This is a genomic window from Sulfolobus sp. E5-1-F, from assembly GCF_009601705.1.
Classification (GTDB): domain Archaea; phylum Thermoproteota; class Thermoprotei_A; order Sulfolobales; family Sulfolobaceae; genus Saccharolobus.
This window is the reverse complement of the sequence record NZ_CP045687.1, coordinates 274,615-295,972: the sequence shown is the minus strand read 5'-3', so window position 1 is coordinate 295,972 and position 21,358 is coordinate 274,615. Positions and strand designations below refer to the sequence as shown.

21 protein-coding genes and 1 pseudogene are annotated in these 21,358 nt (G+C 33.8%); 6 read left to right on the top strand and 16 right to left on the bottom strand.

The window, feature by feature from the left end:
• Positions 1-46: 46 nt before the first annotated feature.
• The 6 genes from GFS03_RS01560 to GFS03_RS01535 form a co-directional block, all read right to left on the bottom strand.
• Positions 47-349 carry a 4a-hydroxytetrahydrobiopterin dehydratase gene (locus tag GFS03_RS01560; protein ID WP_153422179.1) on the bottom strand — a complete coding sequence of 101 codons (303 nt, stop codon included), beginning with the start codon at positions 347-349 and terminating at the stop codon, positions 47-49.
• 47 nt (positions 350-396) lie between these two features.
• Positions 397-1,230, bottom strand: a complete 834-nt coding sequence (locus tag GFS03_RS01555; protein WP_153422178.1) for a mechanosensitive ion channel family protein — start codon at positions 1,228-1,230, stop codon at positions 397-399.
• A 69-nt stretch (positions 1,231-1,299) separates the two neighbouring features.
• Positions 1,300-1,620 carry a hypothetical protein gene (locus tag GFS03_RS01550; RefSeq protein ID WP_153422177.1) on the bottom strand — a complete coding sequence of 107 codons (321 nt, stop codon included), beginning with the start codon at positions 1,618-1,620 and terminating at the stop codon, positions 1,300-1,302.
• The gene (locus tag GFS03_RS01545; RefSeq protein ID WP_153422176.1) at positions 1,601-2,779 is read right to left on the bottom strand and encodes a Cdc6/Cdc18 family protein; all 1,179 of its coding nucleotides are present in this window, start codon (positions 2,777-2,779) and stop codon (positions 1,601-1,603) included. Before GFS03_RS01545 ends, GFS03_RS01550 begins: the two co-directional genes overlap by 20 nt.
• 80 nt (positions 2,780-2,859) lie before the next feature.
• Entirely contained in the window at positions 2,860-3,156 is a 297-nt protein-coding gene (locus GFS03_RS13445; protein ID WP_153424529.1) for a hypothetical protein, read from the bottom strand.
• Between the two features lie 460 nt (positions 3,157-3,616).
• A complete protein-coding gene (locus GFS03_RS01535) occupies positions 3,617-4,855 on the bottom strand; it encodes an NADP-dependent isocitrate dehydrogenase (RefSeq protein WP_153422175.1) in 1,239 nt (412 codons plus the stop codon).
• Between the two features lie 291 nt (positions 4,856-5,146).
• On the opposite strand from GFS03_RS01535, the gene GFS03_RS01530 reads away from it, so the two are divergent.
• Entirely contained in the window at positions 5,147-6,232 is a 1,086-nt protein-coding gene (locus tag GFS03_RS01530) for a transposase (protein ID WP_238699150.1), read from the top strand.
• A gap of 322 nt (positions 6,233-6,554) precedes the next feature.
• A complete protein-coding gene (locus GFS03_RS01525; RefSeq protein WP_153422174.1) occupies positions 6,555-9,791 on the top strand; it encodes a S53 family peptidase in 3,237 nt (1,078 codons plus the stop codon).
• On the opposite strand, the gene GFS03_RS01520 is transcribed toward GFS03_RS01525, so the two are convergent.
• Genes GFS03_RS01520 through asd form a run of 3 tightly spaced genes read right to left on the bottom strand, consistent with a single transcriptional unit; the run spans position 9,784 to position 12,058 of the window.
• The gene (locus GFS03_RS01520) at positions 9,784-10,128 is read right to left on the bottom strand and encodes a hypothetical protein (RefSeq protein ID WP_153422173.1); all 345 of its coding nucleotides are present in this window, start codon (positions 10,126-10,128) and stop codon (positions 9,784-9,786) included. The genes GFS03_RS01525 and GFS03_RS01520 overlap by 8 nt on opposite strands.
• 32 nt (positions 10,129-10,160) lie before the next feature.
• Positions 10,161-10,958: a hypothetical protein gene (locus GFS03_RS01515; protein WP_153422172.1), complete on the bottom strand. Its 798-nt coding sequence runs from the start codon at positions 10,956-10,958 to the stop codon at positions 10,161-10,163.
• Positions 10,959-10,990: 32 nt separating this feature from the next.
• Entirely contained in the window at positions 10,991-12,058 is a 1,068-nt protein-coding gene (asd, locus tag GFS03_RS01510; protein WP_153422171.1) for an aspartate-semialdehyde dehydrogenase, read from the bottom strand.
• Positions 12,059-12,133: 75 nt separating this feature from the next.
• Here asd and GFS03_RS01505 point away from each other — a divergent pair.
• Positions 12,134-12,870: pseudogene (locus tag GFS03_RS01505) on the top strand (IS6 family transposase).
• A 688-nt stretch (positions 12,871-13,558) separates the two neighbouring features.
• Here GFS03_RS01505 and GFS03_RS01500 read toward each other — a convergent pair.
• A complete protein-coding gene (locus tag GFS03_RS01500; RefSeq protein ID WP_153422170.1) occupies positions 13,559-14,290 on the bottom strand; it encodes a class I SAM-dependent methyltransferase in 732 nt (243 codons plus the stop codon).
• 34 nt (positions 14,291-14,324) lie between these two features.
• On the opposite strand from GFS03_RS01500, the gene GFS03_RS01495 reads away from it, so the two are divergent.
• The gene (locus tag GFS03_RS01495; protein ID WP_153422169.1) at positions 14,325-14,879 is read left to right on the top strand and encodes a hypothetical protein; all 555 of its coding nucleotides are present in this window, start codon (positions 14,325-14,327) and stop codon (positions 14,877-14,879) included.
• Here GFS03_RS01495 and GFS03_RS01490 read toward each other — a convergent pair.
• The 6 genes from GFS03_RS01490 to GFS03_RS01465 all read right to left on the bottom strand — a co-directional run bounded on the left by GFS03_RS01490 (position 14,876) and on the right by GFS03_RS01465 (position 18,852).
• Positions 14,876-15,775, bottom strand: a complete 900-nt coding sequence (locus tag GFS03_RS01490) for a lysine exporter LysO family protein (RefSeq protein WP_153422168.1) — start codon at positions 15,773-15,775, stop codon at positions 14,876-14,878. The two genes, GFS03_RS01495 and GFS03_RS01490, sit on opposite strands and share 4 nt — an antisense overlap.
• A gap of 9 nt (positions 15,776-15,784) precedes the next feature.
• The gene (locus GFS03_RS01485) at positions 15,785-16,054 is read right to left on the bottom strand and encodes an ArsR/SmtB family transcription factor (protein ID WP_153422167.1); all 270 of its coding nucleotides are present in this window, start codon (positions 16,052-16,054) and stop codon (positions 15,785-15,787) included.
• A 211-nt stretch (positions 16,055-16,265) separates the two neighbouring features.
• Entirely contained in the window at positions 16,266-16,556 is a 291-nt protein-coding gene (locus GFS03_RS01480; RefSeq protein WP_181443771.1) for a hypothetical protein, read from the bottom strand.
• A 30-nt stretch (positions 16,557-16,586) separates the two neighbouring features.
• Entirely contained in the window at positions 16,587-17,399 is an 813-nt protein-coding gene (locus GFS03_RS01475; protein ID WP_153422165.1) for a nitrilase-related carbon-nitrogen hydrolase, read from the bottom strand.
• Complete coding sequence (locus GFS03_RS01470; protein ID WP_181443789.1) at positions 17,390-18,226, bottom strand: NAD+ synthase; 837 nt, start codon at positions 18,224-18,226, stop codon at positions 17,390-17,392. Before GFS03_RS01470 ends, GFS03_RS01475 begins: the two co-directional genes overlap by 10 nt.
• A gap of 86 nt (positions 18,227-18,312) precedes the next feature.
• Positions 18,313-18,852: an NTPase gene (locus GFS03_RS01465; RefSeq protein WP_256365652.1), complete on the bottom strand. Its 540-nt coding sequence runs from the start codon at positions 18,850-18,852 to the stop codon at positions 18,313-18,315.
• A gap of 385 nt (positions 18,853-19,237) precedes the next feature.
• Between GFS03_RS01465 and GFS03_RS01460 the strand changes: the two genes are divergently transcribed.
• Both GFS03_RS01460 and GFS03_RS01455 read left to right on the top strand, forming a co-directional pair.
• The gene (locus GFS03_RS01460; RefSeq protein WP_153422162.1) at positions 19,238-20,425 is read left to right on the top strand and encodes a hypothetical protein; all 1,188 of its coding nucleotides are present in this window, start codon (positions 19,238-19,240) and stop codon (positions 20,423-20,425) included.
• The gene (locus tag GFS03_RS01455; RefSeq protein ID WP_153422161.1) at positions 20,412-21,083 is read left to right on the top strand and encodes a chlorite dismutase family protein; all 672 of its coding nucleotides are present in this window, start codon (positions 20,412-20,414) and stop codon (positions 21,081-21,083) included. Before GFS03_RS01460 ends, GFS03_RS01455 begins: the two co-directional genes overlap by 14 nt.
• Positions 21,084-21,358: the final 275 nt, after the last annotated feature.

Below are 21,358 nucleotides of genomic sequence, written 5' to 3'. Positions count from 1 at the left end.
TAGACTTAACTTACAAAAACACTATCATTATTTTACACGTCAATTCTTATTGCAAATTGCTAGTTTTCAATTTGTAAAGTTCATCAATTTTTATAGCTAATTTGTAGTCAAGATCTGTTAATCCGCCTACATCATGAGTTGTTAATTCCACTATTACTCTATTATAATAAACACAAACATCAGGATGATGATCCAAAGCATCTGCTGACGGTTGAATATCTTTCAAGAAATCTATTGATTGCTTAAAATCCTTAAACTTAAATTCCTTTTTAACCTTCTTTCCATCTTCTAATATCAGCCAACCACTATTTTTAAGTTCCTCTAATTCCTTCGAGGAAATTCCACTCATAAAAATAATAGGGTAACTAGAGTTTAAAAAAGGCTTGTTATAAAGACTTATTTAATTTCTGCCAAGAATTTCTTTACCAAACTTATAACCAGAGGAATTAATGCTATGGCAAAAGCTATTGCCAGACCCCACGATATAGCGTATATTATTGATGTAACATTTCCGAAGGGTTCAACTATTATAGCGATTGCAATTAATAGTACAATAATATATAATATTAATCTACCGTAATTTGCGACATAGGCTAAATCTGGATTAGAGTTCGCAAAAGGAACTAGTACTTTATCAATTAAGGCATATGCGGCATATAGTATTACGGCACCTAATATTATCGCATAAAATACATAAGGATCAACATATGGTATAACACTGAAAATTGCTAAGGATGCGGCAACAGTTAAGATAGCAGCATAAAGACCAAACCTCAGAACGTTAAATATCGCAGTTATCAAGTCATCTTGAGATCTAGCTCCTATTTGCCTCTGCATGTAATCAACCAGAATATTGACTAGAGTTAAGCCTATGGTAAGGAGTACTATAGCCCCAGCTAATTTAGGTAAATAATTAGCTATCTGTTGAACATATCCAGAAGCTGCTCCCAACTGTAGAAAAGAAAGAGCTATTGACAATGCAATTAATATGATTAACGCCTTTACCGTACCTGCTATTATGTCAACACTAGCTCTAACGTGTTCCTCTCTAAAAATCCTACCTAAGAACGCCCTAATAGAATACGCTACTATATTACCTATTATATAACCTATTAATAGTATTATTACAAATAGTATTATAGAAGGTATTGCATCGATAATACTAGTAGCTATACCAGATAACGCTTGGGAAATCGATGTCTGAGCCGATACTATTATCACAGGCATCACTATTCTATATCTATAGAGAATAGGTTATTTAAGACTATCTTAAAGTAAAACATACATATAGAGACATGTTTAATAATCAGTAATAATCTTTTCTACTTTGTTAATAATATTGGATAACTTCTTTTCTTCCTCTTTTAATTGTGTTAATCTTCTTCTTAATTGCTCGCTTCTTGTAAGTTTTTCTTTAATATCACTAGCAAATTTGCCAACATATTTGCTCTTTAATTTACCATCTTCCCAATACCTTAAGTAATAGTAAATGTTTCCATTAATTACCTTTACCTCAAGATGTCCGCTTGGTAATCCTTCTAATTCCTTTTCAACTTCCTCAATTTCCCTTCTTAGTTCATATAGTCTCTCTTCTAGCCTCTTAATTTTCTCCCACATCATCAAAATCACCAATACCAATACTATCTTCAAAAGTCTCATTAAGTGCCCTCAACACCTTCTCCTTATCTTCCACTAAAGCATACTTCTTAACTCCACCGGCTCTACCCCTATTAACTATCCTTATCTTAACTATCCCAAACATATCCAGTTCCGATATTATATCTGAAAATCTTCTATACGATAAAGGCTTTTGCTTGAATTTATTACAAAGATCAGTATACATTTTATGAGCAGACATCACATCCTCTGATTCTATTAGACTCCTTAAAGCCAATTTATAGTGAAAAGGAAGGGCTTTGACGGCCTCTATGAGTCTCTCTTGTTCATAATCCACTATCGCCTTATCTACATGCTCCTTTTTAATCATGCCCCCACCAGAAGCTAGCTGAGCTGCTCTGAAAAGCAAATTGACTGCCTTTCTTGCATCACCGTGTTCTTTAGCAGAGATAGCTGCAATATAACTTAGTATTTCATCATCATAGGTACCTTTTATTAAACCATATTCTGCATACTTTGAAAGGATAAATTTAAGTTGCTCTGCATCATAAGGTTTAAAAATAACTGAAGGACCTAAGGATGATAAAACTCTAGGTTCCATATAGTCACGAACATTTATGTCATTGCTAATCATAATAACTGATATATTAGCATCTGACCTTAGCAGTTGATAAAGTACTATATCTCCCCCTCTCCTCTTAACCAATGTGTCAACTTCATCAAGATATATTATGGCCTTTGTGTTCTTAGTACCATTCTTTATCTTATCAATGTACTCGCCTAGATTAATACCGTGCTTAGGCACTGAAAAACCAGTCAGCTTACCAGCTAATGATGACAACACTGCTTGTGGTGTTCCACCAACTTCTCTGCAATTAACATAAGCTTGTTTTACATCCTTATATTCCTCATCCTCATTCTTAACCTCCTCAATCTCGTTATAGATGTATTTACTCACGAAAGTCTTTCCAGTACCGGTTAATCCAAGAAATAAGTTCGAAAACTTGACCTCATTCTTGACAAAATACCTAATAGCTATTGCAGCGTCCCTTAATATATCCTCTCTGAACGGTATCTCCTTAAATACAGATAACGGATCGATAAAGACCTTAGGGTTTTTTATGACTTCACCCTTACCACCTTTCAATGTCTCCCTTATCACACTAGCTTCTAATGTTTCTACTGTTAAACCTGTTTCCTATGACTCTGTTGGTAATATCTAGACCACAGGTTATATCAATATTACTTCAAAATTGAGGTTTTAACAATTTTGTATAATTTATAGAATGAAAATAACATGTAAGTAATCAGTAAAATCAAAATAGCAAAAAGAAGTAATAAAAGCGACTGAAAGAATAACGAAACAACTTGTACTGTAGGTAAATATTCGATTAGGAAATAGGGATACAATTGCAATAATGCTATAATAAAGGCGAGTTTACCAGATCCGAAAGAGACCCTAGCAATAAGGTACAATAAATAAGATATTGAAAAAGACACCGCTAAGGTAGACTTTATAAACGTACGCCTAATAACCATTGCCACATAGCTAGGTTAAAAAAGTTACTTATTAATCTTTTCAAAATTGTTAGACTCTTAACTGTATAAAATCTAAAAATAATTTGCCCTTACAAATAGGTAACATGACCGTATAGACATTATTAGCATAATTATTGAGTAGTTTTTTGTAAAATTTTCAGAATAGATAGCTTTTAACTCCCCAGTTATACAGTAAATTTCTGACGTTGTTGAAGGTTAAAATACCCTATCATTAACCTAAAGTAATACCTTTGTATAAAGTAATATTATTTTTAAAGGAACACACAGCTAATTTCCTCTGAAACATTATATTAGTAAATTAAAAAAGAAAATTGTTTGTATAATTTAGACCAAGTAAAAAAGAACAGCTTTCATCGGAAACAGAGGAAATTCACTGAGAGACAAAAAACAATTTAGGGTATATTGATGCTGTAGTAACAGAGGAAATTTACTGTAAAAATTAAGATATCGTATCGATTATTGATATTAATTCATCAGTATATTCAGTGGTCGATAATGCTCTTACACCCATAAACCTAGCGAGATCTTGGGTAACCTTCTTTTGCTTTATGGACTCCATAATTGCTGAATCTATTAAATCAGCTGCCTTATCCCATCCCATAAACCTTAACATTAACTCTCCACCTTTTATTATTCCCGTAGGATTTGCAACATTCTTACCAGCGTATTTAGGTGCGGTACCATGTATCGCCTCGAACATGCCTCCAGTATCACCTATGTTTGCACCACCTAACATTCCAATATTTCCTACCAATGCGCCTGCTGCATCTGATATGTAATCCCCATTTACATTAGGCGCTAATATTATATCATATTCGTCTGGTCTAGTAATTATCTGTTGGAACATATTATCGGCTATTCTATCATTTATTATAACTTTCCCAGATGGAGGTACTCCATTGTAGTTCTTCGTAATCTCTTCTTCAGTAACAACGTAATCTCTGAACTCTTTTGTTGCAACCTCATATGACCATTCTCTAAATGCCCCTTCAGTGTATTTCATCACATTACCTTTGTGCATTATCGTAACTTTCTTTCGTTTATGTTCTATAGCGTATTTTATGGCCATTCTTGCAATCCTTTGCGTCTTAAACTTACTAATAACTTTTATACCAATGCCAGTGTCGTCCTCTATCTCCACCCCTAACTCTTTTTCGAGGAAATCTCTAATTTTTTTAGCTTGTTCACTATCATAAGGATACTCTATTCCTCTGTATAAATCATCAGTATTTTCCCTAAATATTATCATATCAATCTTATCAGCGTTCTTAATGGGACTCTCTATACCCGGAATGTATTTTACTGGCCTAATATTTGCGTAAAGATCCAACATTAATCTGATTGCAACGTTAATAGATTTCCATCCTTTGCCTATTGGTGTTTCCAAAGGTCCTTTTAATAAGACCCTATACTTCTCTATCAATTCCTCTGTCTCTTTAGGGAATCTATTTCCGGTTAGTTTTTCTGCCTTGTCTCCAGCTAGAGCTTCTACCCATTTAATTTTTCTACTAGATCCATAAGCTTTTTCAACTGCTTTATCTATGACCTTCATTGCAGCGTGTGTTATTTCTGGTCCTATCCCATCCCCTTCAACGTATAGAATTATTGGGTTGTTAGGTACAATCCATTTTCCATTTTCAAATTTAATTACTTCTCCATCTTCTGGTATCTTTTGCATAAAATCTATCTCTAATATGGAGTTTTAAAATCACTGTTCACATTTTAGCATTAAAAAATGAAGTTTATTTTGTTGATGATCTTTTATAAACAGTTACCGAGCTTCCTAAAACGATAATTTACTTTAGTGGACAAGTGCTTCACATAACTTATTAAGTTATATTAAGTCGTTACATCAGTATGGGGATTTCGTTTTTAGCGAAAATTACGCATTAAATAAAATACAATAAGGCTAAATTTCAAAATGTAAAATAGGAGAAAAGTTTGTATATAAGGAAGGCGAACCTAACGTATGACCAGTACAACAGACCATAATAGAACTTACGTTAGGTCCGCCTTCAAGAATTTATTATCCCTTTTCTCCCTAATATTCCTTTCTCTCCCAGATGAGAAGGTAAAAAAGATCTTGAGAGCACTCTTGAAAGCTAGAGGAAGATACTTAAGCGAGCTTGGAAACGAGGGAAAATACGCGCTCAACGCCCTAAACTCGGTGAAAGCTGAAAACGTGATAAGCGCAATAGAGGAACAGGCTAAAAAACTCCTCAAGGTCAGGGACAAGAGGGTAGCAGTGGACTTCCACGCAATACCACAATACCACAAATCAAAGAACTTACTAGCGAGAATAAAACCAACCAAGGGCACAACCTATGGACTAGTCCAAATAGCGATCTACCTCATGGGAAGAGTTAAGGGATTCATAAGCGTCCAACCCGTTACCGAGAAGAACGTAACAAAGAACTTCAAGGAAATCTTCACAAACCTCGAGAGACAAGTCAAGGAGCTGGGATTCAAGCTAACAATTATCTTCGCCGATAGGGAGTTCGCCGTGAACGAGGTACTCTCGTTCCTCGTGGAGAGGGGAGTTGACTTCGTCATAGCAGCTAGGTTGAACATGTATAAGAATTACCTCAAGGAGTTGGAGGAGATTAATGTAACCTACGCTGGGGTAACCTATACGGGTTTCTTGGTTAAGAGGCATCGTTCTGGAGCTTATTTGGTTATCTTGAGGGAGGGAGATAGGTTAGTCTCGTTTTTGGTGAGGAGTAGGGTTTCGGAGTACGAGGCCATTTTCTTGGCTGAGATGTATAGGAGGAGGTGGGGAATAGAGACTGCATTTCGTTCCCTTGAGAGCTTTAGGATAAGGACGAGGACTTGTGACGTGAGGAAGGAGTTGGTTATCGTCCTCATCTCGTATCTCATAGTTAATGCTTGGTTTATTCTCTCATCTCGTCGGAGGATCAAGTTGAGGGAGTTTGCAGACGAGATGATCTCTCTTTCCTCGACTGAGATGAGGGGAGAGGGATCTCAAACGAGTTCTAAATCTTACTTGGACTACCCAGTTTGTTTGTATACTCGTTTACTTGTTTACTTGAATTGACTCACTCTCGCTTTCCCTTTATCTCACGTGCAATAAATTCTATATTCCTCTTCACTTGATTAGGAAAAGTGCTATTTTTCTTCTACTTTAGCACAATATAATATATTTTAATGGGGTTAATGTTAGTTTAATACTATCTTAGTATTTTTTAGTTTATATCAAGATAAAAGAAATCCCCATACTGACATTGAATTTATTAGATGTATTACCAAATGTGTAGGTTTATGAGGTCCTTTCCTCATTCTTGGTTTTAACTGGGGAGTTAAATAGCATAAGAAGCTTGGGAAAAATTATATACACTCAGAAAATACATCTTACTTTAATGATATGGAGTACATTTTTATTGATTTTAACCTTAAGTGGTATCGTTCTACCATTGATTATGACAAATATAAATAACCAATCCATCTCTACATTATCTCCAAACTATTACTTAACTGTAGCTATAGTTTTTCCACCTAATAATTTAACACTTTTACAACAGTATGTTCAGCAACATATTGTATTAAATCAGAGTCAAGTGGAGAAGCTTTTCATTCCAACTGAGGAAATTTCAAGAACCTTATCTCAGTTAAGGCAATTAAATATATCTGCAGCTAGCTATATGAATGTGATATTAGCTAGCGGAACCGTTTCCAAGTTAGAAAAAGTGTTAAATGGAAAATTCTATGTTTATGAATTTGATGGGAAGAAATTCTATGAGTTTTCCGGATCTCCAGTTATTCCAAACGCTATTGTAATAGGTACCAATATTACTTCATTAATTCTAAATAAACCTACGACGCTCTATAACATTACACAAGCAGTAGCATATAATGCTTTAGCGCCTAGTCAATTACTTGATGCCTATAATATTACTTGGCTACATGCCCATAATATAACTGGAAAAGGCACTGTTATAGGAGTATTGGATTTTTACGGTGACCCATACATTCAGCAACAATTAGAAGAATTTGATAAACAATACAATATTTCTAATCCTCCGTTCTTTAAAATCGTTCCTATAGGGGCTTATAATCCTAATGATGGTATAACAACAGGCTGGGCAATGGAGATCTCGTTAGATATCGAGTATGCACATATTATAGCTCCCGATGCTGGAATTGTTTTATACGTCGCTAATCCAAATATTCCTCTTCCTGCAATTATAGCATATATAGTTCAGCAAAATGAGGTAAATGTCCTATCACAGAGCTTTGGTATCCCTGAACTTTACGTAGATTTAGGGCTAATTCCTCTTTCATATGTCAACTCGTTAATGTATGAATACTGGCTAGGTGAAGTAGAGGGAATTACTTTCACCGCAGCATCTGGTGACGCAGGCGGAAATGGTTATAATTACTTCTTAGCTCCACAAGGTTCCGTAATATTCCCAGCTTCGATACCTTATGTTTTAGCAGTAGGTGGTTCATCTGTTTACATCTCAGGAAATAAGACTATTGAGACAGCGTGGAGCGGGGAAAGTGTTCTAGGGGCTACCACTGGAGGATATAGTACACTGTTCCCAGCACCTTCGTATCAAGGCAGTAATGGTTTTAGATTAGTTCCGGATGTTGTAGCTGATGCCAATCCATATACTGGTGTTTTTATCTTATATTACTACAATCAAACTTACCTAGTTGGAGGTACATCGTTAGCTACACCAGTAGTTAGCGGGATTATTGACTTAATGACTCAAGAATATGGTAGGTTGGGATTTGTAAATCCTTACCTTTATGAGCTGAGAAATACAAGCGCATTAACGCCTATAAGGTTTGGATATAATACACCTTATTATGTTAACTCCTCTGAGTTAAATCCTGTAACTGGTTTAGGGTCAATAAATGCTGGATATCTGTATCAATTACTACCTAAAGTAATGCATTCCCCTACTATTGCTGTTGCAGTCTATAATAGTACATATTTAGATGGACAAGTCGTAAAAGTAGTCGCTAATATTTCCGGAATAATGCCATCAAGCGTAATTGGAATGGTTTTTAATGGCAGTTCTGTTATTCAGCAGTTCCCATTATCATTTAATGGAACTTATTGGGTTGGCAAGTTTATTGCAAGTGGAAGTGGTATACAAGAGGTAATAGTAAAAGCTGATAATTTGGAAGGTGATACTTACGTTACTATTGGCTATCAGGCCCAATTCATCTTTCCCCCTATTGCATTATTCCCACAACCTGAATCCGTTCCTATAGTGGTTCAACTTATATATCCTAACGGTTCTCTGGTAAAGAATCCTCCAAATCTTACAGCTATAATATATAAATATGATCAGATAGACAACAAGATGTCAATTGTTTCAAGTGTTCTATTGCAAAGAACTCCAGTGATAAACCTTTCCGTTTTAGGTATACAAATACAATTTGGTTACCTTACTGGGGTCTATCAGTTGCCAAGTACTATTGTAAGTGGTGTCTACTTTATTAAAATACCGAATGTATTTGGTTTCGATGAATTCGTTAGCGGAATATATATTCTTGATGCAGTATATCCTCCAATCTTCACAAACCCAGTTGTAGTCTCTCCTGGTCAAAACGTTACTATACTTGCCGAAGCCTTAGCAACGGGATCGCCAAACGTTACGGTAAGTTTCTATAACATATCCGGTGCCGAAGTTTACTCTATACCCGTAAATGCAATCACTTATCAAAATACTTTAATATATATAACCCAAATTACCTTGCCAAAATTGAAGCCCGGATACTATTATGTTGTAGCTAAGGCAATTTACAACGCTTCTAACTTTACTGCGAAAGGCATAGGTGTAACTCAAATTTACGTGTCTCCTTATTCACTTAATGTTAAGGTTAGAATAATACCCAATACCAGTATCGTATACCAAAACCAACAGATTTACATAATAGCTAATATTACTTATCCTAATGGTACTGAGGTCAAATGTGGCTCATTTTCCGCTATTATTGTTCCTTCTTATCTTTCTAGCCAGTTTGACAACTTACAACTACAATATAGTGTACCTCTAACATACTTTAACGGCAGTTGGATCGGTAAATTACAAATCCCCAGTGGATCATCTTCTAACTCCTTAGGATATTCTACTTATGGTATATCTGGTTATTGGTATGTTTACGTGGAAGGGATATCAGCGGATGGAATTCCTACGAGTTTCCCTGCTACGCTAGACGTGAATACCTTATCCATAAATCCACTATCGCCTTCGAGCCAATTCGTAGTCTTACCATATGTGTATGTGCGTGCATTCAATGGTACTATAGCCTTCAATGAATTTATAGATAATGCTATAATAGTTGGTCATAACGCTACGTTTGTTAATAGTATAATACGTAATCTAATAGTTGAAAACGGTTCAGTAACCTTGATAAATTCTAGGGCATTGAATGTGAGTTTAATTAATTCTCAAATAATAAAGATAAATAGTACTATAGGTAATAATGTAAATTATATCACAACAATTGGTAGTAATTATATCAAATCAGGATATTTAAGCGTGGGCAATCCAATTTTGATTATTATAGGTGTGGCGTTAGACATTGTAACAATTATCATTTTAATTCTCATAAGGATAAGAAGAAAGAAATTTATTTAACTCCAGTTATCATTCCGGCCCATTGACTTTGATCATACATTAGATATTGAACGTGAAGATAGATTTTTTTCTTCCCTGTCTTAGTCTTTAAGGTTATAGGATATATGAAATAGTAAATATCTCCTTCAGCCTCTATTTCGGCTTTCTCTGGAAATTCAACTGTATATTTATATTGGTTAGCAATCTCCTCAATTTTTACCGTTAATCTAGTTATAATATCTTTTATGGACTCTCCATAAATTGGCTCAAAGCTTAACGCTTTTAATTCTTTTTTAAATGCAGTGATGCTTTCACTATATCTTCTTTTTTTCTGTTGTTCTTTTCCTCTTGTTGTCACGTATTATCTTTATGCCGAAATGGTATATAAACCTAAAAGTAATTAAGGGTAGTAATAATAAGTTGAAAAAGTTCTTTTACTTTTCGTTGGTATTCACTACTTACTTCCTGTTCTTTTATTGCCTTACTTCCTTCTTCTTCGACTATTTTTACTGTATCTGAAATTGTATTGCTTATTAGAGTATAATCGAAATGAAGTGTTTTCGATGCTGCTAAATAATATATAAATGGTATAACATAGTCTACGAATTCATTCACTCTTTCAGATAACTGAAAAGCCCTTATAGCGTTCTCTCTTTTAACGTTCTTAGCCCAGGGATATCTAACTTTTATCTCTTCCATTAATTTACTATCATATGCAATATCATTAATTATTTCTGAATCACTAGCTTCTATTTCCTCTTTTCTCTTACTAGTTAAGTCATTTACGAATGGCGAAAAATCTACCTTAACAAAATCTAAACTTAACGCGGTTGGATAGTCTGTAAAATTGTTGGAGAGGGAGAACTTTTTAATTTCTTCATATACGTACTCCACGTTTTTCTCCAAAATATCATATTTAATTGGCTTATTGATTAATGTCGAAGACATCCCATAGATTGCTATTATGTCTCCCCATATTAAGGCTTCAAACGCCTGATTTAATTGAATATTTCTTATCAATACAAGTTTTTTACTTAGATATTTTCTAGGCCATTCTCTAAGCTTATGAAGAATAGGAGGCTTCGAATAGTATAAACTTTCAAAGTAACCACCATTAAATAGCCTATAAACTTTTATCGCAGCTTCACGATCAATTCCTAACTTCTCAGCAAATGTAATAAAATTCATATAGTAGAATAGGAAAGGATAAGTAAAAAGAGTTACCTCTTATCAATATAACCTTTCTCGACCAAGAGTTCGGCTGTTAATATACCTCCTCCAGCAGCACCTCTTACAGTGTTATGAATTACTGAGACTAATCTAATAGTTCTCCTATTTATCTGGCTTAATCTCCCTACAACTACGCTCATTCCAGGTGGATCTCCTGCCCATCTATCGAAATACACTTGAGGTCTCGCATCTTGATTAGTTAAAAGGATGGGTTTTTCTGGGGCCGTGGGTAATTTTAATTTCTGCGGTTCTCCTCTAAAAGAATCTAGGGTCTCTCTGATCTTTTCTACACTAATATCTTCTTTAAAAGTGACGTAAATTACCTCATAGTGACCATGAATGGTTGCTATTCTATGAGTTGTCGCACCTAATGACAGATCATTATCATCATTGACCATCCTTCTCGCCTCACTTAATATCCTACTAATCTCCTTAACCGTTTTATTATCGTAATTGTCACCAAGGGGCAATACATTATCTACGACATCTAGTGAAGGTATTCCAGGATAACCTGCTCCTGACAACGATTGAATGGTTGTTATCAAGCTACTATCTATTCTAAAGTTCATGTATATCGGTGCTAACGGAATCGCAGCTCCTTGAGCAGTACATAATGGTGTAGTGACTATAAAACCCCTCCAATCACGACTTTCCCTTTGCTTATCAATAAGCGATATCGTGTGTGGATTTATTTCTGGTATCAGCAATGGTACGTCAGGATCAAATCTATGATCTGGAGAATTGCTAATTACGGGGAATCCATGTTTAGCGAATTCCTCTTCTACTGGACCAGCAGCACCTTGCGGCAAGGGGGAGAATACAATATCCACATCATCCATTAATTTAGGGTCAGTTGGTTTTACTTCCATGTCAGCTATTTCCTTTGGAACTTGACCTACAGTTTGCCATCTTACAACTTCTTCATAAGGTTTACCTACCGAACCTTTTCCGGCTAGATATCCCACTTTAATATATGGATGATTCGTTAACATTCTAACGTATTCTATCCCAACTAACCCGGTTGACCCCAAGATTGCTGCCTTAAGTGTTCTTCTCATTTTTACTCAGAGTGTGGTCAACAATTTAATTAATTTGAAATTAATCGTATAAGTTGCTTCTATTATAGAAATAAATTGTTTTTATTTAGCGTAATACCTTTTTGGGTGAGCACGGGATTTTTATTGGTGAGCACATGCCTAATAGATGGAATATCCCCGTCTAACCCAAGTTATTTTAATCCTAATGGAGTATAATATTAATCTTAAGCCAAGATTTCACGTTAGGGAGGAGATCGCGTTAGGCTTAGCGAGTTATCTAGCTGGCTTATCCTCTTGGAGTATACCACACTCCACCTTGCTTTACTATTATAAGAGGCTTGGTAGGGTTAAGTACGTTGTGTCCTTGAGTCTTTACGCTATTGACGAGACTAAGGTTGTTTGCGTTAGGGGGTAATTATTATTACGTTTGGATCGTTAGGGATGTTGTGACTAAGGCTATTCCCTTCTTCATGGCTTGAGGAGTGGTTTCACGTGTTAATAGTTAACATGAGGGGGATTGAGGAAATTGCGAGTAGGTACTTTAAGAGGGTTGATCGAGTGATTTACTTTCATGACGGGCTACCAGCTTATAATGCATTTGACTGGTTTAATGTTAAGCACAAAAGGGTTACGTTTGGTAGGAGGGATTACGCTGAGCAAGGACATTGAAGCATAGGCTCTCCTCTATGGACCTCCATTCCCCCTGGAGTTCCAATAGGTTAACGATTACGAGTTGGCTCTCGACCTTCTTCCTAATCTACAACATTCTTTACACTCAAGTATATTTAGTGGATAGGGGAGTGATAATAAATGCAAATATCTCAAATGCATAAAATTGTTGACCACACTCTTTACTCATATGAAATATAGAGTTACTGGAATATAAGCGTATTTTAAAAGTATAAGCCATAGGATTTTGTAGCTAATTATATAATAAAATAAATGCTGATCTAAAACAACTATATAACTTCGATAGTGAATTCAGGGGATAAATTCCAAATTTTATCGAAGTGATTGAGTAGTATACTTAAAGTACTAAAAGTATAAGCTATTAAAAATTAATGAAAAGGATTTATAACACTACAGATTAAATTGTATTTAAACCCTTAACCTCGTCTAACTCCCCCTTAATCTATATGATGTGTCACGTTTTTAAACCACTCAAGGAATCTGGAGAGAGTTCAGAAGTTCTTGTAAAATTACATTATTTTTAAGGTTTTGAGACATTCATTTTTGCTTTTGTTTTTTAAGAAATATTGTATATATCTTAAGATCATTAACCGTTGTACATTCAAATAATTAGAAAGTCGCAAATATCCAGCTTTTTCACTCCTTTCCGATATTTTATTATTCCTATTGTCTGAGTAAGGTAGCTTCAAATATTATTTTCATTTTATGCATATAACCATGTAGATAAGTGGAATCAAGAATACTTCAAATTGTCCCTACATCTAGTTAAAAATATTGAATCATGAAGGTAATTAGAGCTGAAAGCTTCACTTTTCAAAGGAAATCAGTTGTCTAAGCTGGCGTAGCTATTATTGTCATTTCCGGATCCATTATGCTGAATTTTTTCCAAGAATATCCTGATACCACTTCCACTGGATTTAATCCAGCCTTTTTGAGTAGGGCTAAAATCTCATGGATGCTATATAACCTTTGCTTGTAAGTTATCTCTCCTACTTCCTTGTCATTTATGTAGTATTTTCTATATATTATTAGCCTGGAAGTTTCTTGCTCAAAGTCCACTTTAGAGTACACTAAATACGGTGGTATATAAGTATAGTACTCATTTGGTCTATTATATATTATATAGTCTCTATTATCTAGGTTAATTACTAATATCTTCTTTGTACTATTTCTTAAAGATTCTAAAATTTTTAGGTCATCTTCTTCGGAATAATATCCAAGACTATTATAGATATTTATGACAAGATCATATTTTTCGTCACCAATTATTTCCTTTATTTTTCTCATATCACCTATTATGAATTTTCCGTTTTGAATATTAGTTCTCGCCATCGATATCATTTTTTCTGAAATATCTATTCCAGTAATCTTATAGCCCCTATTTGCGAGGAAATATGAAACCCTACCAATTCCACAAGGTACATCAAGAACCTTCTTTTCAAGCTTGTATTTACTTACTACTTCATCTATCCAGTTGGCCCACTTTTCTCCCTCGTCCCATACCTTTATCATTTCACGAACGTAAAAATCAGACTCAAAGATCTTAATCCATTCATCGCTCATAGTTTTTATAAAGTTAAAAGAGAGTTATTAATGTATGGTTTATCAACTGGTATTCATATTTCTTATATTATTAATTTCAATACCTCTTTCCCCTCATCAATCCTTCTCTTATAATGTCCAAATAATTTATAATAACACTTTATATGTATACACATATAATTATACTATATTATCAGTATCTCCTTTAACCTATAATTTTACAATCTATAATTCTAATGGAAGCATAGTTTATAATAAGATCTTCACAATCTATAATTATTCCCTATTTCCTCCACAATTTCTCATAAATGGGAACACAATTGAGAATATGAGCTTATATATGAGTAAAATACAAAATAATGTCAATGTCTCCGTATATAAGGGATTTTTAAAACTATTTGGAGAAGAAATTACATTGACTCTCACATATCATGATAATATTCTTTATCAGGCTAATGGTACGAGTCAAAATGTACAAATATATATCTTTCAGACAAATTCTGATAATGTATCACAATCTCCAACAATATATAGTTACTTGCCACTAATTATCCTTTTTATTGTAATAGTTATTGCAGTACTCATTTTGATAAAAATAGGAAAGATTTAGACTATTAGTGGTAAAATAATTGGTATTACGATCGTTAATATTACCCCTGAGATCATTGCAGACAAGGCATAATCTTTTCCCAAAACTTCTACATAAAGTGGGAGCGTAGTATCCATTGATGTTGCACCTCCCACTGCAATTGCAGATCTAGGTTCAAATTTCAATTTAAGAAGAAGAGGAACTAAAACATAAGTTAGTTGTTCTCTTAGGAAATTTACAAGAAAAGCTAAGGTACCTAAGTATGGATCAGAGTTTACTGCTACCAGTGGTCCAACATAGCTGTACCATCCACTAGCCAATGCAATAGCAAGCGAAATTGTAAAGGTAGTTACGTGTAGCATGTACATAACTAAAGCTAGTATTATATCACCAAGAATTGTTATAAATAATGAGATTAAGGAATCTTTGCTACTCCTTAGGATTACTTTACGGCTAACGTCCTTTCCCATAATATAGCCCAATACTGAGGCTAAAGCATATAACTCGTAATCTACTAAGCTCACGATAATAGTGTTGCTAATATGAAACAATAATCCGAGTATCCATCCAATCACAAAAGGTAGCATGTATTTTATTATCGTCTGTTTATTACTGTTGCTGATAATCATCTTTTCTCTTTTAGCCTTCATTAATGGTTTCGTATTACTGAAGTGCCTTATTGCCACTCCGGAAAAGTATGTAATAATTATTGATAATGTGCCTAGTATTAATGAGTTTATAAGCAAACCAAATATTTGATTACTCGCAATTTCTTCCCCTGCCCAATACGAGATTGATAGTATGAGAAGGATAACTACAATGTCTACGATTTTCTCAACTCTTTTTACATATTTTATCTTACCTATAACTAAAAATATTAGATATAGTATTATGAAAAATATTGAGATACTGTTCAAGTTTTTCAGCTATCTTTTTGCTATTTCCTCCTCTAAATACTTTTCAACTATTTTATAGTTCTTTGAAATTACATAAAAATATTTTGTCTTGTATCTATTTACGTTTATTAGTCCAACTTTTTCTAAAATTTCTAAATGATACTTCACTGTAGAATAATTCAATCCTAACTTTTTAGACAATTCATAAGCTGTCTGCGGTTTATTTTTCAATTCATTTAATATCTTTTTTCTTGTATCCCATCCCTTGTTTTGGAAGATCTCATCCAATCTTAGTAGCATAAATTAAAAATTGAAGGGAGTGATAAAACCCTACGCCTTAGAACAGCTGTTCTAATCTCTTTTTACACCAGATAAAATGAATTTTGCTGTAAGTAAAACGAGAGGAATTACAAAAAGTTCTGATAAAGTGATAGATAATATTAGATTTAATATAAGTAAGGCCTTTATTAAACTGTTCATATGTAAAATAGCGTCATAGTGATTAATAAATTTAAAATTTAAAACTAAGATGCCTGGTAATACTTCTAATAAATAATAGAACTAATAATAGTATCATTGCTAACGCACCAAATGCATAAAAATCACTATGAATACCTAAAAGAAATAATATTAGTAATGGTATCGGTATAAAAATTCTTGCAAAAGGATATCCATCTATGAACACACCTGCTATGGCTGCGGGAATAAGCGCTACTGGATAGAATATAGCTACAATGAGTAGAATTATAATTATAAGTAAGAGTAAGAGATTTAAGTTAAATCTTTGAGAAATCATACCCAATTATGTATATCATTTATACAGTTATAAAAGTTATAGCTTATCAAGAATTGAATGAAACTCCCTTATATGATCTCTATAGCTACTAAAGAACCTAGCCCTAAGCAACTCATTCTCAGTAAGCTCCGTAACTCCCCTATCCTCATAAAATAGTTTTAGTTTAAGTTTTACATCTCCTAATGGTGAAACCACTCTAGATCCTCCCCAAAAGTACTCTTCCTCTTGACTACCTACAACGTTTGTGAAAACAGTCCAAACAGTATTCATTAATGAGTGAGCCTTCAAAAGTGAATCCCAACTCTCTTCTATTGCCAACTTTTCACTTAGTTTTCGCATTGGCGAAGCAGAAGGTACGAAAATTGCGTCAGCTCCCATAAGTGATAGAGCCTCTATTGGCTCTGGGTGCCATGCATCTTCACAAATTACTACTCCGAATTTTAAATCCCTATACTCAAAGATTTTCAAATCCTTTAGTGGATCTCCTCTTTGGAAGTACCTTCTTTCTTCAAATAATCCATATGTTGGGAGATAAAACTTAAATATATAATCTAATTTCCCATTAATGATAACTGCCGCTGAATTCCTTAATATTCCTTTCCTAACTTCCTTTATTGTTCCAAATACTACACACTTATTAACTCTCTCTGCTATTTTATGTGTAGCCTCCTCTGCATCCTTATATATCTCATATGTCAGATCTTTAATAATGTAACCAGTTAAGGAGAGTTCAGGAAAGATTACACAGTCTGCAGTGCTGGTCTCTATGATCTCTAAATGTTTCTTATAGTTTCTATATACATCTCCAGGATAAGATCTTATTTGAGCTAATTCGACTTTTATGCCCATCTTCTAGGAAACCTCCAATCTGAGTTTATGGCTCTACCACTTAATCTAAATATCTCTGGAGGTAGTCTTTTGTGCTGAGAGATTTTAACTAGTCTATCAACTTTTTTAATAGTATCTAAAGGGATTCCTAGCATTTTCACTATCTCATCTTCACTTCTCATTTCGTCAAATCTTAAGTATAATATTGAATCTATTGTTTCGTAATCGATTCCTAATTCGCCTTCAGCAGTTTGTCCTTCCCATAAGGCTGGGGAGCTTGGTTTTGTAATTATCCTTTCCGGTATTCCTAAACATTTTCCTAGCATCCTAACTTGTGTCTTATACAAATCACCTATTGGTAAAATATCAGCACCTCCATCTCCATACTTTGTGAAATATCCCAATAGTAGCTCACTCTTATCCCCGGTTCCTACTACTAGGTAATCTAACATTTGCGCATACGCGTAAAGTATTATCATCCTAACTCTAGCTTTTATGTTACCTATTATGTATTTGTTATCTGTTTCTATTTTATTTGAGAATAAGTTCACAATTTCATCTATATTAATCAATTTATACTTATTTTGTGCGTTGAGGAGTCTTATCATTTCGAAAGAGTCTTCCAAATCTATCTTTGGCGTTGAAGATGAAGGCATGAGAAGTATAAAGAAATTATCGGTAGCTTTAGCAAGTAACGTTGCTGTTACTGCTGAATCTATTCCTCCACTTACTCCTATCACCCCACCTTTCTTCTTGCTAAATTCAAGATACTCTCTTATCCTTTCTACAATATAATTAGTTACAGCTTCACAATCTATTGTAAGTGATCTTCTAATGTATTCGTGCATCACCATGATGAGAATATTTGTTGAGGCAATATTTAACGTATAATGAAATCTGATATTAAAGAATTCAGAAAAAGTCGTGGAGGAAGTTAATCTAGACTACTTAATATATAATTCAAAATCTCATACTTTATAGAATCTCTATTTTCAACAGTAATTACGTATGTTCTTCCTCCCATGGGTTTTTGTGTTTTATGCAATACTGCAATTAAAGGCTTTTGACTATTTAGGGTAGTCTCAATTAGTTTCTTTACTATAGGTATTTTTAGCTCCATTGGTCCAATTTCGTCTATTGCCAAAATGTCTGCCTTGCTAATGTTAGATAGTGTAATTTCAGCTATTCTTTTAGCATTATCTTCTAACACGGTATACTTCCCTATTTTTATTCTCCCAATTGCATTTTCCTTAGCTAACCAGTCTCCTTCATTAGTGGATATATCTACTATTCTAAAACCTATTCTTCTTCCATTTTCTCTCACCTCTGGGCAATAGAATCCTGCAACCTTATAATTGCTTTCAATTAATTTATTAATTAAAAAGAGTAATATTGTAGTTTTTCCGACACCAGGATTACCAGTTATAAATATTCTTAAGGCCTTATTTGATTCTGCTGACATTAAGTATATCAATGACTCTACTGATTTATCTTTATTTATCACTTATTTTGGACATTCGTAATCCAGAACTAGTTATAACTAGGTAATACAATAAAAATTTAGATCTAGACGAATTCTAGCATATAACGCTCTCAATTCTATGAGACAGAATTTATGCTCGAAATCCCTTAAGGAAATGGAGGAAATCTGAATTAAATTCCTCTCCGTATATACCAGAGAACGGCTTTCGAACGATATCGCTATTATAATTGAAGTTTAGAGTAAAACTTACTTAAGGGATAGGAAGAACTTGTAAATAATTGTGGGGGCAGTTATTTCTATTGAGCTTGGAAAAGGTTTTTCTACCATAACCCTAATAAAAGTATCTGTATTAACAAATTTAAGTAGGATGGGATAAGTGGGATTATTAGAAGTATACTCAAACCCTGAAAAACCAGAGATTCTATGCTCTTTAATTGACGATAAGGGTAACAGAAAGGAGATAATGTTAATAAAGCTTCAAGATAATGGAGTACATATATATAAGACTGAGGAGCACTATATATTGCCGCCTGTACCTCAAATAGATTCTCTTATTAAGGACGTGATAGAGGAAGTAGCAGAAGAATTAAAGGTAGATTCGATAGTTTACAATTACGGAAATATCGATACTAATTCAGAGACTCTACGATTAAGCAAAGAATGGTTTGATATGGAAAGATTAGCCTTAGCTTCTTCAAAACACGTAGCGCTATCTAGTGATGTAAATTCTAGAGTAATAGTGGGTGTTGTTAAATTTCCTAATAATGCTTATGCAGCAACTGTATTAAGGAGTGAGGATTCCTTTCCTATACTTCAAATATTTATTGATATGTCGTACAATCCCCCAATAATTAAGAAATACAATGAGTTGGGTCAAGTTGTTGAATCGAGGAGAGAAAACATAGAGAATTTTGAGGACTACTTAAAGTCTTTGATAAATGAAGAGGAATATACTTTGATTTATAGAGAATTTGTAGAATATAATCTATTACCAGCCGAAAATCCTATACAAAATGGTAAAACTATTTACGCAGGATGTATCTTCAAGTACTTGATAGGATTTAACGTAGGAAAGAAGCCTACTTCAGTCAAAAAACACAAATTAGCTAGATTACTTAGGGCAATAATGTACTTGGATAGAATTTCCAATAGTGTTGGGGTAGATATTATTATTGGCAATCCGTCTTCTATTTTTAACCTAGCTTTATCTATGGATAAGTTAAAAAATAAAGTTGAAAGTAGAGTAACTAAGAAATATGGATTGAGTTCTATTCATTATAGCGGAGTAAGTTCTGATGTAGTTAAGGATGTTAATTCTACATCCAAGGATATATTGAGTATTATACCTATAGCTTTTATAATACTTGCCGATTCAAAGAAAAAATTCGAAGAGTATGTTGAAAGAATAATGAATGGTCCTACAGCAGATGGATTAGATTTACTTGACGAATACATTAGACAGAATTTATCTAACAACTTAATAGCTTATTTGGCAAATTTGGAAGAAGTATTAATATTGTATAATGACATTATTCAAGACTTAGAGGATAATGAGCCAAAGTAGTTCAGCTTACTTTTACATTTCATCAATAAAACTTTCAAATAGATGGTGGAGTAGTAGTAGAGAGGAGAGAAGAAATATAATAAATGAGATAGAATCTGTGGAATCGCAGTTTAAGAATAATCTAATTTCACTAAAAAAATACATTTCTCTTAGGAATGATAGTGATATTATCTATTGGGTAACTTCCTCCGAAACGTCAAAATTGATAGAATTTAAATATACTTTACTTTCCAAACTAAGGGATTTAGGTTATGAATCATTATCTTTGTTTTCCATTTATAGGTCGTCTCCATATACAAGAGGAAATTTTGACATTAAGAAGGTTCTCTCATTAGAGCCTTTAAGGTATTTTGTAGCATATCCCATGAAAAAGGATGTAGAATGGTATCTTCTTCCATTTGAAGAAAGGGAAAAAATAATGAAAGAGCATATTGAAACTGCTCGAACTCATCCAAAAAACAAGGGAATTAGGTCATATACTACTTACTCTTTTGGGGTTGGCGATTACGAGTTCGTTGTAGTTTATGAGATTCCAGATATAGAGAGTTGGGTTGAAGTTGTAGAGGCTCTTAGAGAAGTCAAGGCAAGAAAATGGATAACAAAAGAAGAACCAATACTTGTGGGAGAGCTAAAGGGCCTAGATCTATTTCTAATTTAAAATGTTTAGTATTTCATATTCTTCGATAGCCATTTTTATTATAACATCAACACCCATACTTACCCTATCTACATGTAATAGAGTATCTTTACTTACATTGAATTTTTCAATGCTAATTTTACATGTAAAAACTTTGATAGAATTTTTCCTAAAAGAATTAATACTTTCCCCTAAACCATCTCCTAAGAATATTTTTTACTATTGAGTTCAATTTATATTTCATTCTAGAAACAATCTTCGCATTCTGTACGCTCATCATCTATAGTTCATTTGCC

Excerpts from the sequence above, each read along its gene's own strand:
- GFS03_RS01560 (WP_153422179.1), bottom strand. The coding sequence starts at position 349 with ATGAGTGGAATTTCCTCGAAGGAATTAGAGGAACTTAAAAATAGTGGT.
- GFS03_RS01550 (WP_153422177.1), bottom strand. The coding sequence starts at position 1,620 with ATGATGTGGGAGAAAATTAAGAGGCTAGAAGAGAGACTATATGAACTA.
- GFS03_RS13445 (WP_153424529.1), bottom strand. The coding sequence starts at position 3,156 with ATGGTTATTAGGCGTACGTTTATAAAGTCTACCTTAGCGGTGTCTTTT.
- GFS03_RS01535 (WP_153422175.1), bottom strand. The coding sequence starts at position 4,855 with ATGCAAAAGATACCAGAAGATGGAGAAGTAATTAAATTTGAAAATGGA.
- GFS03_RS01530 (WP_238699150.1), top strand. The coding sequence starts at position 5,147 with ATGACCAGTACAACAGACCATAATAGAACTTACGTTAGGTCCGCCTTC.
- GFS03_RS01525 (WP_153422174.1), top strand. The coding sequence starts at position 6,555 with ATGATATGGAGTACATTTTTATTGATTTTAACCTTAAGTGGTATCGTT.
- GFS03_RS01515 (WP_153422172.1), bottom strand. The coding sequence starts at position 10,958 with ATGAATTTTATTACATTTGCTGAGAAGTTAGGAATTGATCGTGAAGCT.
- asd (WP_153422171.1), bottom strand. The coding sequence starts at position 12,058 with ATGAGAAGAACACTTAAGGCAGCAATCTTGGGGTCAACCGGGTTAGTT.
- GFS03_RS01500 (WP_153422170.1), bottom strand. The coding sequence starts at position 14,290 with ATGAGCGATGAATGGATTAAGATCTTTGAGTCTGATTTTTACGTTCGT.
- GFS03_RS01495 (WP_153422169.1), top strand. The coding sequence starts at position 14,325 with ATGGTTTATCAACTGGTATTCATATTTCTTATATTATTAATTTCAATA.
- GFS03_RS01485 (WP_153422167.1), bottom strand. The coding sequence starts at position 16,054 with ATGCTACTAAGATTGGATGAGATCTTCCAAAACAAGGGATGGGATACA.
- GFS03_RS01475 (WP_153422165.1), bottom strand. The coding sequence starts at position 17,399 with ATGGGCATAAAAGTCGAATTAGCTCAAATAAGATCTTATCCTGGAGAT.
- GFS03_RS01470 (WP_181443789.1), bottom strand. The coding sequence starts at position 18,226 with ATGCACGAATACATTAGAAGATCACTTACAATAGATTGTGAAGCTGTA.
- GFS03_RS01455 (WP_153422161.1), top strand. The coding sequence starts at position 20,412 with ATGAGCCAAAGTAGTTCAGCTTACTTTTACATTTCATCAATAAAACTT.